The organism is Pseudomonas sp. MIL9, from assembly GCF_016887925.1.
Lineage (GTDB): Bacteria > Pseudomonadota > Gammaproteobacteria > Pseudomonadales > Pseudomonadaceae > Aquipseudomonas > Aquipseudomonas mohnii.
Map to the genome: position 1 here is coordinate 37,324 of NZ_JAFEHE010000024.1, position 13,050 is coordinate 50,373.

13 protein-coding genes are annotated in these 13,050 nt (G+C 58.1%); 7 read left to right on the forward strand and 6 right to left on the reverse strand.

Translation table 11 applies throughout. The annotated features are described in order from the left end of the window. Complete coding sequence (locus JQF37_RS24125) at positions 1-864, forward strand: HlyD family secretion protein (RefSeq protein WP_130210069.1); 864 nt, start codon at positions 1-3, stop codon at positions 862-864. A gap of 51 nt (positions 865-915) precedes the next feature. On the opposite strand, the gene JQF37_RS24130 is transcribed toward JQF37_RS24125, so the two are convergent. Continuing rightward, positions 916-1,386 (reverse strand): MaoC family dehydratase, encoded by a 471-nt coding sequence (locus tag JQF37_RS24130; RefSeq protein ID WP_007974451.1) that lies wholly within the window; start codon positions 1,384-1,386, stop codon positions 916-918. 42 nt (positions 1,387-1,428) lie between these two features. Beyond that, complete coding sequence (locus JQF37_RS24135; RefSeq protein WP_130210071.1) at positions 1,429-2,373, reverse strand: alpha/beta hydrolase; 945 nt, start codon at positions 2,371-2,373, stop codon at positions 1,429-1,431. A gap of 250 nt (positions 2,374-2,623) precedes the next feature. Here JQF37_RS24135 and fadD2 point away from each other — a divergent pair, with 250 nt between their 5' ends. Together fadD2 and fadD1 are read left to right on the forward strand one after the other, a co-directional pair. Then, positions 2,624-4,312, forward strand: coding sequence for a long-chain-fatty-acid--CoA ligase FadD2 (gene fadD2 / locus JQF37_RS24140; protein ID WP_130210073.1), 1,689 nt, complete (start codon positions 2,624-2,626; stop codon positions 4,310-4,312). Between the two features lie 387 nt (positions 4,313-4,699). Further along, positions 4,700-6,397, forward strand: a complete 1,698-nt coding sequence (gene fadD1 / locus JQF37_RS24145; RefSeq protein ID WP_047532438.1) for a long-chain-fatty-acid--CoA ligase FadD1 — start codon at positions 4,700-4,702, stop codon at positions 6,395-6,397. A 53-nt stretch (positions 6,398-6,450) separates the two neighbouring features. Here fadD1 and JQF37_RS24150 read toward each other — a convergent pair whose 3' ends face one another. Then, positions 6,451-6,828: a hypothetical protein gene (locus JQF37_RS24150; protein ID WP_077047210.1), complete on the reverse strand. Its 378-nt coding sequence runs from the start codon at positions 6,826-6,828 to the stop codon at positions 6,451-6,453. 199 nt (positions 6,829-7,027) lie between these two features. On the opposite strand from JQF37_RS24150, the gene JQF37_RS24155 reads away from it, so the two are divergent. From JQF37_RS24155 to def, 3 genes are all read left to right on the forward strand, one after another. Further along, positions 7,028-7,219 (forward strand): CsbD family protein, encoded by a 192-nt coding sequence (locus JQF37_RS24155; protein WP_090324694.1) that lies wholly within the window; start codon positions 7,028-7,030, stop codon positions 7,217-7,219. Positions 7,220-7,396: 177 nt separating this feature from the next. Beyond that, positions 7,397-8,353: a YihY/virulence factor BrkB family protein gene (locus JQF37_RS24160; RefSeq protein WP_130210075.1), complete on the forward strand. Its 957-nt coding sequence runs from the start codon at positions 7,397-7,399 to the stop codon at positions 8,351-8,353. Between the two features lie 2 nt (positions 8,354-8,355). Continuing rightward, positions 8,356-8,895 (forward strand): peptide deformylase, encoded by a 540-nt coding sequence (def, locus tag JQF37_RS24165; protein ID WP_130210077.1) that lies wholly within the window; start codon positions 8,356-8,358, stop codon positions 8,893-8,895. An 81-nt stretch (positions 8,896-8,976) separates the two neighbouring features. Here def and JQF37_RS24170 read toward each other — a convergent pair whose 3' ends face one another. After that, a complete protein-coding gene (locus JQF37_RS24170) occupies positions 8,977-9,405 on the reverse strand; it encodes a GNAT family N-acetyltransferase (RefSeq protein WP_130210079.1) in 429 nt (142 codons plus the stop codon). A 797-nt stretch (positions 9,406-10,202) separates the two neighbouring features. Between JQF37_RS24170 and JQF37_RS24175 the strand changes: the two genes are divergently transcribed. Further along, a complete protein-coding gene (locus JQF37_RS24175) occupies positions 10,203-11,522 on the forward strand; it encodes a PAS domain-containing methyl-accepting chemotaxis protein (protein ID WP_130210081.1) in 1,320 nt (439 codons plus the stop codon). 54 nt (positions 11,523-11,576) lie between these two features. Here the strand turns inward: JQF37_RS24175 and JQF37_RS24180 are convergent, their stop codons facing one another. Both JQF37_RS24180 and JQF37_RS24185 read right to left on the reverse strand, forming a co-directional pair. Next, complete coding sequence (locus JQF37_RS24180; RefSeq protein ID WP_130210083.1) at positions 11,577-12,149, reverse strand: hypothetical protein; 573 nt, start codon at positions 12,147-12,149, stop codon at positions 11,577-11,579. A 194-nt stretch (positions 12,150-12,343) separates the two neighbouring features. Further along, the gene (locus JQF37_RS24185; RefSeq protein ID WP_130210085.1) at positions 12,344-12,982 is read right to left on the reverse strand and encodes a glutathione S-transferase; all 639 of its coding nucleotides are present in this window, start codon (positions 12,980-12,982) and stop codon (positions 12,344-12,346) included. Between the last annotated feature and the right edge of the window lie 68 nt (positions 12,983-13,050).

Below are 13,050 nucleotides of genomic sequence, written 5' to 3' on the forward strand. Positions count from 1 at the left end.
ATGCGTACCTCCGTACGTGTCGCGGTAACCCTGTGTCTGGTGGCGGTGGCGATTTTTGCCGGGTTCCATTTATGGCAGTACTACATGCTCACGCCCTGGACTCGCGACGCGCGAATCCGTGCCGATGTGGTGGTGATTTCCCCGGACGTGTCGGGTTGGGTGCGTGAACTCAAGGCGTATGACAACCAGCAGGTGAAGGCCGGCGACCTGTTGTTGAGTATCGACCGTGACCGTTTCGAAGCCGCGCTGGAGAAGGCCCAGGCCGTGGTGCAGACCCGTCAGCAACAACTCAATCTGCGCGAGCGCGAAGCCAGCCGTCGCGCCAGCCTCGGGCCGCAAGCGATCAGCGCCGAACTGCGTGAAAACGCGCAAATCAACGCGGGCATTGCCCGTGGCGAACTGCGTGAAGCCCAGGCCGAAGCCAAGATGGCACAAATCAATCTGGACCGCAGCCAGGTCCACGCGCCGCGCAATGGCCATATCACCAACCTGCGCCTGGCCGAAGGCAATTATGTGAATGCCGGGCAATCGGTCATGGCGCTGATCGACGATTCGACCTTCTATGTGCAGGCGTATTTCGAAGAAACCAAACTGCCGCGGATTCGCGTCGGCGATCCGGTGAAGGTCTGGTTGATGAGCGCCGGGGAGGCGTTGCAGGGACATGTGGAAAGCATCAGTCGCGGGATTACCGATCGCAATACGACGCCTGATGGTCAATTGCTGGCGGAAGTGGAGCCGACCTTCAACTGGGTCAGGCTGGCGCAACGGATTCCGGTGCGGATCAAACTGGACCACGTGCCCGAAGGGCTGAATCTGAGTGCGGGGATGACGGCGAGCGTGCAGGTGCAGGAGGGGGAGCGCTAAATTGTGCCCGTGGCGAGGGAGCAAGCTGCCTCGCCACGGGTTAGAGGGGGATCAGCCGATGCTGATGGCCGGCAACTCAGTCAGGGTCACGCTCTGCTGTTTGCGCGGCGCCAGAATTTCCGCTTCGCCATCCACCACCAGCTCATCACGCTGGTTGAACACGCGGGTGGCAATGCGCACCCGAAATTTTGGTAGTTTTTCGAGAATCTCCAGACGCACGGTCAGGGTGTCGCCAATTTTCACCGGCTTCTGAAAGCTCATCTGTTGACCGATATAAATCGTGCCCGGCCCGGGCAGCTCGCAAGCCACTGCCGCACTGATCAGCGCGCCGCTGAACATGCCATGGGCGATACGTTCCTTGAACATGGTGCTGGCGGCGTATTCGGCGTCCAGGTGTACCGGATTGTGGTCGCCCGACATCGCGGCGAACAACTGGATGTCGCGCTCTTCGACGGTCTTGCTGAAGCTGGCGGTCTGGCCGACTTCAAGGGCTTCGTAAGGGGTGTTGGTAACCTGGGTCATCTGTCTCAATTCCTGTGACGAATAAAAAAATTCACAAAAAAACTATTCGGCTCGGTGTGGACGACGATGGCTCAAGACCTGGGCGATCCAGGCCAGCACATCGGCGGTCACTTCATCGCGGTTGCTTTCATTGAACAGTTCATGCCGCGCCTGCGGGTAAATAGTCAGTTGCAGGCTCTGGCTGCCGGCCTTGCGCAAGGCATTGGCCAGATCTGTCAGACGTTTGCCTTCGCTCACCGGATCACATTCGCCGCCAATCACCAGCAACGGCAGGCCCGGATCGATCTGAGCGAGATTGGACGCTTTGCTGATTTGCTGCAAGCCGCCGAGCAAATCGATCCACAGCTGATTGGTGCAACGGAAGCCGCAGAGCGGATCATTGGCGTACAAGTCGACTTCCTTCGGATCGCGGCTGAGCCAGTCGAACCGGGTACGCACCGGTTTGAACTTCTTGTTGAACGAGCCGAATGACAACCATTCGATCAGGGCGCTGCGGCCCTTGGGGCCTTGGCGCAGGCGTTCGAACCGGGCGATTTGCCGCGCCGCGCGATAAAGCGCGACGGGCTGGAAATTCGATCCGCTGAGAATGGCCCCGTGCAGGCTGGCACTGTGATGCAGCAAATAAGCCTGGGCAATGTAGCTGCCCATGCTGTGCCCGAGCAGCACAATCGGCATGTCGGGATGCTGCTGGCCGATGTGCTGGTTGAGGCACGCCAGATCACCCACCACTTTGCTCCAGCCATCGCTATCGGCGAAATGACCGAGGGTCCCGTGTTCGGCAGTTTTGCCATGTCCGCGCAAATCCGGCGCGTACACGCCGTAACCCTGTTCACAGAGTTTTTCCGCCAGACGCGCATACCGCCCACTGTGTTCCGCCATGCCATGAGCCAGCAAAATCAATGCCTTGGGAATGCCTGCCGGTAGCCACTGGTTGACGAAGAGACGGCTGTGATCGCTGGTGGTCAGCCAGAAAGTGTCGTGGATCATGGCGTTTCCTTTGCTGGGGCATGGTACGTGCGGCTTGCAACCCAAGTGTATAGCGCATCCTGCGTCGGGCGTCTGATCTGGTCACGCCATGGCACGAAGATTCACACGATCTATGACGATCGTGCGCGTATTTGCCTGATTCGACATAGCTGCTAGTGTCCGTGAAGCTCCGCTTTTCGCTTTCTGCTTTTAAGAAATGACAGAGACAGAAAAGTGGCCCGGATAGGTTCAGGTAAAGAGGACAAGAACAATGCAACCTGATTTCTGGAATGACAAACGCCCGGCCGGCGTGCCCCTGGACATTGATGCGGGCGCCTATAAGTCGGTGATCGAGGTGTTCGAACGTTCCTGCAAGAAGTTTGCTGATCGCCCGGCGTTCAGCAACATGGGTGTCACCCTGACCTACGCTGAGCTGGAACGCTATAGCGCAGCCTTCGCCGGTTACCTGCAAGCCCACACCGACCTGGTGCCGGGGGATCGCATCGCGGTGCAGATGCCCAACGTCCTGCATTACTCGATCGCCGTGTTCGGCGCCTTGCGCGCCGGGTTGATCGTGGTCAACACCAACCCGCTGTACACAGCGCGGGAGATGCGTCATCAGTTCAAGGACTCCGGAGCCCGAGCGCTGGTGTACCTGAACATGTTCGGTGCCAAAGTCCAGGAAGTAGTGCCTGACACCGACCTGCAGTACCTGATCGAAGCGAAGATGGGCGACCTGATGCCGACCGCCAAGGGTTGGCTGGTCAATACCATGGTGAGCAAGGTCAAGAAAATGGTCCCGGCCTATCACTTGCCCCAGGCGATTTCCTTCAAGAGTGCACTGCGCATGGGCCGGGGCCTGGGGATCAAGCCGTTGAACGCCGGCCTCGATGACATCGCGGTGCTGCAATACACCGGTGGCACCACCGGCCTGGCCAAGGGCGCGATGCTGACCCACGGTAACCTGGTGGCCAATATGCAGCAGGCGCGGGCCTGCCTCAGTCAGACCGCTGTCGATGGCCACCCGCTGCTGCGCGAAGGACAGGAAGTGATGATCGCGCCGCTGCCGCTTTACCACATCTATGCCTTCACGGCGAACTGCATGTGCATGATGGTGACCGGCAACCACAACGTGCTGATCACCAATCCACGGGACATCGGCGGCTTTATCAAGGAGCTGAAAAACTGGCGGTTCTCGGCATTGCTGGGGCTCAACACGCTGTTTGTCGCGCTGATGGATCACCCGGATTTCAAGACCCTGGATTTCTCCAGCCTCAAACTCACCAACTCCGGCGGCACCGCACTGGTCAAGGCCACCGCCGAGCGCTGGGAGCAAATGACCGGGTGTCGGATCACCGAAGGCTACGGCCTGACGGAAACCTCGCCAGTGGCTTGCACCAACCCCTATGGCGACCAGTCGCGCATCGGCACGGTCGGCTTGCCGGTGCCAGGCACCACGCTGAAGGTCATCAACGATGAAGGCGTCGAGCAGCCGTTGGGCGAGCGCGGCGAGCTGTGCATCAAAGGCCCGCAGATCATGAAGGGCTATTGGCAGAAACCCGAAGCCACCGAAGAAGTGCTGGATGCCGAGGGCTGGTTCAAGTCCGGCGACATTGCCGTGATCGACCCGGACGGGTTTGTGCGCATTGTCGATCGCAAGAAGGACATGATCATCGTCTCGGGTTTCAACGTGTACCCGAACGAGATTGAAGACGTGGTCATGGCCCACCCGAAAGTCGCCAACTGCGCGGTCATCGGGGTGCCGGACGAGCGCTCGGGCGAAGCGGTGAAGTTGTTTGTGGTGGCCCGTGAAACGGGGGTCAGCCTTGAAGAGCTGAAGGCGTACTGCAAGGAAAACTTCACGGCGTACAAAGTGCCCAAGCACATTGTGTTGCGTGAATCGTTGCCCATGACACCGGTGGGCAAGATCTTGCGGCGGGAGTTGCGTGATATCGCTTGATCGATGAATGGCCGCGCTTTGCGCGGATCGGTGTAGGAGCGAGCCCGCTCGCGAGGGTCTTGAACGATGACGCGTAAACCCAGATGCCCCGCAACGGCCTCCAGTTTTTCGCCAGCGAGCTCGCTCCTGCATTGATTTAAGCCCCGATTTTCGGGGCTTTCAGGGCTTTATAGAATTTTTGCTCTAAAATGACCGCTTGTCATTCTTGAGTCACAAAAGTGACCGTAGAGGCCGCTTTTGGCTCTAGTCGACCCTTGGCAAAGCTGCTACTCTCGGCGCGCTTTGTGACTTCTCGGCCTTGTAAAAAGCCAGACTCACCAATAAACACACCAATAATAATCGCATCAAATGCGGTGCTGAATTCGCGTTGCTGAGGAGTGGGCTTCCATGAACGAAGACTTTTGGAAGGATAAGTACCCAGCTGGAGTTGCTGCCGACATCAATCCAGATGAGTACCCGAATATTCAGGCAGTGTTGAAGCAATCCTGCCATCGCTTCGCCAACAAGCCGGCGTTCAGCAACCTGGGCAAGACAATCACGTACGGTGAACTGTACGAATTGTCCGGTGCCTTTGCGGCTTACCTGCAACAGCATACCGATTTGCAGCCCGGCGATCGAATCGCCGTGCAACTGCCCAACGTGCTGCAATACCCGATTGCCGTCTTTGGTGCCATCCGAGCGGGCTTGATCGTGGTCAATACCAACCCGCTGTACACCGCGCGGGAAATGGAACACCAGTTCAACGATTCCGGTGCCAAGGCCCTGGTGTGCCTGGCCAACATGGCGCACCTGGCCGAGACCGTCGTGCCGAAAACCGGCGTCAAGCACGTGATCGTCACCGAAGTGGCCGACCTGCTGCCACCGCTCAAGCGCCTGCTGATCAATAGCGTCATCAAATACGTGAAGAAGATGGTCCCGGCGTACCACTTGCCAAAAGCCGTCAAGTTCAATGACGTATTGAGCAAGGGGCATGGTCAGCCAGTGGCGGAAGCCAGCCCGGCCAGCAGTGACGTGGCGGTGCTGCAATACACCGGCGGTACCACCGGCGTGGCCAAGGGCGCCATGCTGACCCACCGCAACCTGGTGGCGAACATGCTGCAGTGCAAGGCGCTCATGGGCTCCAACCTCAATGAGGGCTGCGAGATCCTGATCACACCGCTGCCGCTGTACCACATCTATGCCTTCACCTTTCACTGCATGGCGATGATGCTGATCGGCAACCACAACATCCTGATCAGCAACCCGCGCGACTTGCCGGCGATGGTCAAGGAGCTGTCGAAGTGGAAGTTCAGCGGTTTCGTCGGCCTCAACACCCTGTTCGTCGCCCTGTGCAATAACGAAGGCTTCCGCAAGCTGGACTTCTCGGCGCTGAAAGTGACCTTGTCCGGCGGCATGGCCCTGCAACTGGCGGCGGCCGAGCGCTGGAAAGCCGTCACCGGTTGCGCCATCTGCGAAGGTTACGGCATGACCGAAACCAGCCCGGTGGCGACGGTCAACCCGATCCAGAACATTCAGATCGGCACCATCGGCATTCCGGTGCCATCGACCCTGTGCAAAGTCATCGACGATGCCGGTGTTGAACAGCCAATGGGCGAAATCGGCGAACTGTGCGTGAAAGGTCCGCAGGTCATGAAGGGCTACTGGCAGCGTCAGGACGCCACCGATGAAATCCTCGACAGCGAAGGCTGGTTGAAGACCGGTGACATCGCGCTGATCCAGCCGGATGGCTACATGCGCATTGTCGATCGCAAGAAAGACATGATCCTGGTGTCCGGTTTCAACGTTTACCCGAACGAACTCGAAGATGTACTGGCAACCCTGCCGGGTGTGCTGCAATGCGCGGCCATCGGCATTCCGGACGAGAAGTCGGGGGAGGCGATCAAGATCTTCATCGTCGCCAAGCCAGGCGTGACGCTGACCAAGGAACAGGTGATGGAGCACATGCGCGCCAACGTCACCGGCTACAAGGTGCCGCGTTCCGTGGAGTTCCGCGATGCATTGCCGACCACCAACGTTGGCAAGATCCTGCGTCGCGAGTTGCGGGATGAAGAGTTGAAGAAGATCAAGGCGAAGAACGCCGCCTAATCAAAGAGCCCCGCCGATGCGGGGCTTTTTGTTAGTGCTCTTGTGGCGAGGGGTTATTGGCGGAACGGCGCGAAATTGACGTTGGTGCCCGCCGGGCGCATGTCCTGCAGGTACGAGTCCTTGTCGGCGCTCAGTTCCAGGCTCAATGCCGCCTTGCGCTTGCCCTGATTGCGCACCACCAGGCCTTCGAGTTTCTCGCGCAGGAACACCGTCGGCACTTTCAGGTGCAACAGTTCGTCGGTATCCGGGGTGTGCATCAGCAGGTGAATCCACTCGTACTGACCAATGGCCAGGCGCGCGACCGGAATATCGAACCACCAGATGTTGCGGTTGCGGTTCAATTCGGTGAAGTGGCAGTTGTTGACGCCAAGCACAGCACCGCCGAGTTCCTGGTTTCTGCGGGCAATGGCCTGCTTTTTATCGAGTTTCATAACATTCCTACGGGATTGGATCTTCAGCGCCATGGCCTGAATACGTTGCGCATTCTCGGGGGTTGCCGGGCAAACATAAAGCCCAACCTGCGCTGAACGATGAAATGTCGGGCTGAAAATAAATGAAACTCCGTGCAAACGCCCCCGGTCAACCTTGTGTAACGACCTTTTTCATCGAGATGTTCACAGGAGAAACACCATGAGCAGCACTGGCGATAAAGTAAAAGGCATGGCCAACGAAGCAGCCGGTAACGTCAAGCAAGGCGTGGGCAAAGTCACCGGTAACGACAAAATGCGCGCCGAAGGCGTGATGCAGGAAAAGAAAGGTGAAGCCCAGCAAGCCGTTGGCAAAGCCAAGGATGCGCTGAAGAAAGGCATCGACAAGGCGTAACCCAGCCTTTAATAAAGGTAAGAAACGGCCATCCGCGGATGGCCGTTTTTGTGTCAGCCTGAACTTGAGCCCAGAAATTGTTTCAAAGTCGCCAGCTAGAGTATTTTGAAGCAGTAAACGGCCCTTGAGTCGCCACGACTTAACCCACCATTTTGTTTGCGGCGAAAGGAGACGCTAATGATTTTCCCGGACATGAAAGGCCTGCCCTTGCACCGTGTGATGGTGCGCACGGTCACCGAGTTCGTCGCCGACGAAATGTCGACCTACGCCTCGGCACTGGCCTATCAAATGCTGTTCTCGCTGTTTCCGTTCATTCTGTTCCTGATCGCCCTGATCGGTTTCCTGCACCTGCCGGACTTCTTCTCCTGGCTGCGCCTGCAATCTGAACTGGTACTGCCACCCCAGGCACTGGAGCAGGTGAACCCGGTGATCGACCAGCTCCAGCAGTCCAAGGGTGGGCTGCTTTCAGTGGGTATCGTAATCGCCCTGTGGACGGCCTCTGCCGGCGTGCGGCTGATGATGAGCGCGATGAACGCCGCCTACGATGTGGTCGAAGGCCGGCCGGCGTGGAAGCGTTTTCCGCTGTCGATCATCTACACCGTCGGCGTCGCCGGCATGCTGTTGATTGCCGCCGCGCTGATGGTGCTCGGGCCACAAGTGATGAGCTGGATCGCGTCGCAAGTCGGCCTCGAATACTTCATCGTCACGCTGTGGACCATCGCCCGCTGGCCGGTGATCGTGATTCTGTTGATGGTGGCCGTGGCCCTGATTTACTACGTGATGCCCGACGTCAAACAGGAGTTCCGCTTCATCACCCCCGGCTCGGTACTGGCCGTGGTGGTGTGGATCATCGCGTCCCTGGGCTTCGGTTTCTACGTCAAGGAGTTCGCCAACTACAACGCCATGTATGGCAGTATCGGCGCGATCATCGTGTTGTTGCTGTATTTCTATATTTCTTCCGCGGTGCTGCTGCTCGGTGCCGAGATGAATGCGGTGATCGAGCACATGTCCAAGGAAGGCAAGGACCCGGGCGAAAAAGTCCCCGGCGAACACAGCCCGGGCATTGAACCCAAACACCATGTGTCGGGACTGGGCCGGGATCACTCGCTCAAACCGACCGCTGACGAAGCCTGATCATGATCCGTGAAATTCTGAAAATGGGCGACGAACGCCTGCTGCGCATTGCCCCGCCGGTGCCGGCCGAGATGTTCGACAGCCCGGAACTGTGGCAACTGATCGACGACATGTTCCAGACCATGGAAAGCGTTGGCGGTGTTGGCCTCGCCGCGCCGCAAATCGGCGTCGACCTGCAACTGGTGATCTTCGGCTTCGAGCACAGCGAGCGTTATCCGGATGCCGAAGCGGTGCCGCAGACGATCCTGATCAATCCCTTGATCACGCCGCTGAGTCCCACGCTGGAAGAGGGCTTCGAAGGTTGCCTGTCGGTGCCCGGTTTACGCGGTGCCGTGGATCGTTATCAACACATCCGCTATGAAGGCTTCGATCCCAAGGGCGAGCCCATCGTGCGCATCGCCTCGGGTTTTCATGCGCGTGTGGTGCAGCATGAGTGTGATCACCTGATCGGCCGGTTATACCCGTCGCGCATCAGCGATTTCAGCAAGTTCGGGTTTACCGAGGTGATGTTTCCGGACCTTGATCCGAACGCCGACGATTGAATCCTCCACAAGACCCATGTGGGAGCGAGCGTGCTCCCACAGGTGATCTCAACGCTTTCGTCACTCGCTCCGACTCATCGGTTACCCTGTGGTCCTGACCAGCGGTTCCAGGCCCATGGCGATCATCGGCTTGCTGCGCGCGTAACGGCTCAGGCGTTCGGTCATGGCGTAGGGCATCTGTGGATCGAAGACAAAGCCGCGACGCTCATAGAAGCCGCGCAAGTCCGGGTGGCAGAACAACCAGACCGGGCTTTCGGCCTCCTTTACCGCGGCAGCGATCAACGCGGCGGCGATGCCTTGCCCGCGACAGGCCGGATCGACAAACAACCCCGTCAGCCAATGCCCGCCGGACACCGGCCGCAAGCACAATGCCCCGACGATTTCGTCACGCCGGGCGACCCACAATTGCGCGTCGCGGACTGCTTTCGTCGAAGATTGGTGGGCGCGATAAAACTTGTTCATCAACGGCCATAATGGCTCATCGAGCCGAGTGTACTGAGTGTTGGGCATGGGACCGGACTGTCGGTGTGCAAAGCGGGCGATTATAAAAGAACGCGACCCCAAGGATAGGTGTATACCTGATCTCACATCCCGTGTGAGTGGAGTACGCATCATGTCCAAAGGTATGGATTCAAAGAAAGCAGCGAAGAAAAAACCGGCAAAAACCGCCATCGAGAAGCGTGCGGACAAGAAGGCCAAGAAAGTCGATATTTTCGGTCATTGATCCCGTGATCAGGGAGCCCGGTCCAAGGGCTCCCGCTGTTCGTCCAGTGAAGAGAAAATCTGCAAGAAAACCCGGCGTCGTTGCACAGAAGGGAATTGATCCCGATCCGGGCAACGCCATGCCCCATGACTTCGATACTGCCCACCGATCCCTGTTTGGGATCCCTTCTCAGTCACACCAACGCTGAACCGATTTTGTCCTCAATACTGGCCGACTAGTGGCCTTGCTTAGCCATAACGGCTGTCTATGCTCACTTATAACTAACTATGTCGGTGGCCTCCGGGTGACCGGCGTTCAACCGTGAGAGTGCGCATTCCAAGGCACCGAGGCTGGGCAAAATGGAGCGATCGGGTAAAGGGAATTTGATTTTGAGTAGGTTAGGGCTGGCCCGAATCCGGGCGATCAAGAGAAGGATGTCTTGATAAGAGTGTCACTAAAGGGACCCTCCGATTAAACATCATTTATCACCTGACAAGTCCTTCCCGTGGAGGGGCGCGTGTACCTGTTCTGTGGAACGTAGTGGTGGATGTGAAAGATCAGCAGCTTTCATTAATCAAAAGACCGCGCTCAAGGTGGTACGAACATGTTCAACCTACATCACAAGGCTGACCTGCAGGAAATCGAACGCTTCAGCTGTGCGCTGGGCGAGGCCAATGCCAGGTTGGCCGCCATCAGCCGTTCGATGGCGATGATTGAATTTACCCCGGACGGCATTGTGCTCGATGCCAACGAAAACTTTTGCAGCGCCATGGGTTACAGCGTCGAAGAAGTACGCGGCAAGCATCACCGGATATTTTGCGAAGAGGCGTTTTACCGTAGCGAAGAGTACGCCAAGTTGTGGCGCGACCTGGCCCGTGGCGAGCCCATCAGTGGCACCTTTTCACGCTTGAACAAGAGCGGCAAGGAGATCTGGCTCGAAGCCAGCTACATGCCGGTCTACGGTCCTGATCGGCAAGTGAGCAGTGTGATTAAAATCGCCAGCGACATTTCGGCGAGAGTTTACAAAGAGCACGAAGACGAAAGCATGCTCGCGGCGATCGGGCGCTCCATGGCAGTGATCGAGTTCACCCCCGAAGGCAAGGTGATCACGGCCAATGACAACTTCCTGAAGACCATGCACTACTCGCTCAATGAAATCGTCGGCCAGCATCACAGCTTGTTTTGCCACCGCAGCGAAAGTGAATCGCCCAACTACAGAGCGTTCTGGGCCTCACTCAATCGCGGCGAATATCACTCGCACCGATTCGAACGCAAGGACAAGTTCGGCCACATGGTTTATCTGGAAGCGTCCTACAACCCGCTGTTCGACACCAAGGGCCGGCTGTACAAAGTGGTGAAGTTCGCCAGCAATATCACCGAGCAGGTCACTACCCTGCAAACGGCCGCGGAATCGGCCCACAGCACCTCGGTACAAAACGATGCCTGCGCGCGCAAAGGGTCCGAGGTGGTGCAGCAAACGGTGCAGATCATCCAGGACATTTCCCGCGACTTGAACGAGGCGGCGGTAAGCATCGATGCCGTCAGCAAACAGTCCGACATCATCGGCACCATCGTGCAGACCATTCGCGGCATTGCCGATCAGACCAACCTGCTGGCCCTCAACGCCGCCATTGAAGCGGCCCGCGCCGGCGAGCATGGACGCGGCTTCGCGGTGGTGGCCGATGAAGTGCGCAGCCTGGCCGCACGCACCAGCCAGGCGACGGTGGAGATCGTCGAAGTGGTGCGCAAGAACCACGATTTGTCAGTGAGTGCTGTGTCGAGCATGCAGTCGAGCTTGAGTCGAACCGGGCTTGGGGTAGAGCTGGCGAATGAGGCGGGGGAGGTGATTCTGGAGATTCAACAGGGCTCGCGGCACGTGGTGGACGCCATCAGCCAGTTCAATTCGACCTTGCAGCTGAATTGATCGCGGCCAAATGCAAAGGGGCCCGGTAAGAGAGCCCCTTTTGTTCCGGCGCCATTAAAGCGAAGCAAGGAACTTGTCGACCACCTGGCTGCTGCCTTTATCGCTGCTGCCGTTGTCTTTCTCGGCCTGCGTCAGTTTCACCTTGTCCTGCATGCGCTCGGCGATCTCTTTGCCAATCGCCAATTGTTGCTCAGGAGGCATGGCATTTACCTGGTCTTCCGTCAGGCCCATCTCTTTCAGAATGCTGTCGCGCAAACGCTGTTCAGGCGTTTTGCTCATATAGTCCTTGAATTCGTCCGTGGCCGAGCCACTGCCGACCTTGTTCTGGGTGTCGGCCGGTACGCTTGCAGTCGTCGCCTGCAGATTCACGCGGGTCTTGGCGAACGCTTCATCAACGTTGTCACTGATTTTGCTGGCCTGGCTGACCTGTTGCGTGGCGAGTTGTGTGGCGGATGCCTGTACCTGCTCGCTGGCTTGCGCGGTTTGCGTCTGCACATTGTTTTGCAGCGCTTGCATCATGGCGCCTTGAAGGCCGCTCTGAAGTCCGGCAGCGGCGTCGGCGTTTGGATTTTCACCGGGCCGTTTGGGCAGTGGCGTCACCTGGTTTAATTTTGCACTGACCAGCATGATAAATAGACCTTGTAGGTATGGGCGGTACAGTGTGTTGAGCAAATAGTATGCCTATAAGATAAATATCTTATATATCAAATGCTTGGTTTGTTTTGTCCGGCGAGTATCGGACGTTTGCGGTCAAGCCTTGCCGCCAGGCGGCAGGGCTCGACCGCCGGGCCGTCAGCGATGCTCACTGGCACACGGAGGGCTCAAGGCAGGCCGTTGCAGCAATGCTTGAGAAAACCGGGGTGCTGCGCCAAACGCCTGAAATACTCATCGATGGCCGGGTAATCGGGGCGCTCGATCGGTGTCATCAACCAGCGATTGACCGACAGCCCGATGACGATATCGGCCAAGGTGAATGTTGGTCCGGCCACATAAGCCTTGGTGGTTGCCAGTTGATGTTCGAGGATGCCCATCTTCTGGTTCCAGTCGCGCACACTGACGTCCAGTCGATGCGGGTCCTGGAATTCCGGGTCCTTGCGCACCAGCGCCATGAACGCATGGCTCCATGACGGATTGAGCTCAATCGCCTGCCAATCCATCCACTGTTCCACCCGGGCCCGCGCGACCGGTTCGGTGGGCAGCAGTTCGGCATGGTGATGGTGGTGTTTGCCGGCCAGGTAGCGGCAGATGGTGTTGGATTCCCACAGCGCCCCGTTCTCATCGATGATCACCGGCACCTTTGCATTGGGATTGAGCCGCAGAAACTCAGGGCTGTGGGTCGAGGCAAAACCGCTGCCCCAATCCTCACGCTCGTAGGACAGGCCCAGTTCCTCGCACGTCCACAAGACTTTGCGGACGTTGATCGAAGAGGCTTTACCGAGGATCTTCAGTGCATGTTCCATGTTGCGACTCCGTTAACGAATTGGCGCGCTACGGGAGACTGGCAGGGTGCGGACCGGTTGGCGACATT

Bases quoted from the DNA above. Each gene is read 5' to 3' on its own strand.
- JQF37_RS24125 (WP_130210069.1), top strand. From the start codon at position 1: ATGCGTACCTCCGTACGTGTCGCGGTAACCCTGTGTCTGGTGGCGGTG.
- JQF37_RS24130 (WP_007974451.1), bottom strand. From the start codon at position 1,386: ATGACCCAGGTTACCAACACCCCTTACGAAGCCCTTGAAGTCGGCCAG.
- JQF37_RS24135 (WP_130210071.1), bottom strand. From the start codon at position 2,373: ATGATCCACGACACTTTCTGGCTGACCACCAGCGATCACAGCCGTCTC.
- fadD2 (WP_130210073.1), top strand. From the start codon at position 2,624: ATGCAACCTGATTTCTGGAATGACAAACGCCCGGCCGGCGTGCCCCTG.
- fadD1 (WP_047532438.1), top strand. From the start codon at position 4,700: ATGAACGAAGACTTTTGGAAGGATAAGTACCCAGCTGGAGTTGCTGCC.
- JQF37_RS24150 (WP_077047210.1), bottom strand. From the start codon at position 6,828: ATGAAACTCGATAAAAAGCAGGCCATTGCCCGCAGAAACCAGGAACTC.
- JQF37_RS24155 (WP_090324694.1), top strand. From the start codon at position 7,028: ATGAGCAGCACTGGCGATAAAGTAAAAGGCATGGCCAACGAAGCAGCC.
- JQF37_RS24160 (WP_130210075.1), top strand. From the start codon at position 7,397: ATGATTTTCCCGGACATGAAAGGCCTGCCCTTGCACCGTGTGATGGTG.
- def (WP_130210077.1), top strand. From the start codon at position 8,356: ATGATCCGTGAAATTCTGAAAATGGGCGACGAACGCCTGCTGCGCATT.
- JQF37_RS24170 (WP_130210079.1), bottom strand. From the start codon at position 9,405: ATGCCCAACACTCAGTACACTCGGCTCGATGAGCCATTATGGCCGTTG.
- JQF37_RS24175 (WP_130210081.1), top strand. From the start codon at position 10,203: ATGTTCAACCTACATCACAAGGCTGACCTGCAGGAAATCGAACGCTTC.
- JQF37_RS24180 (WP_130210083.1), bottom strand. From the start codon at position 12,149: ATGCTGGTCAGTGCAAAATTAAACCAGGTGACGCCACTGCCCAAACGG.
- JQF37_RS24185 (WP_130210085.1), bottom strand. From the start codon at position 12,982: ATGGAACATGCACTGAAGATCCTCGGTAAAGCCTCTTCGATCAACGTC.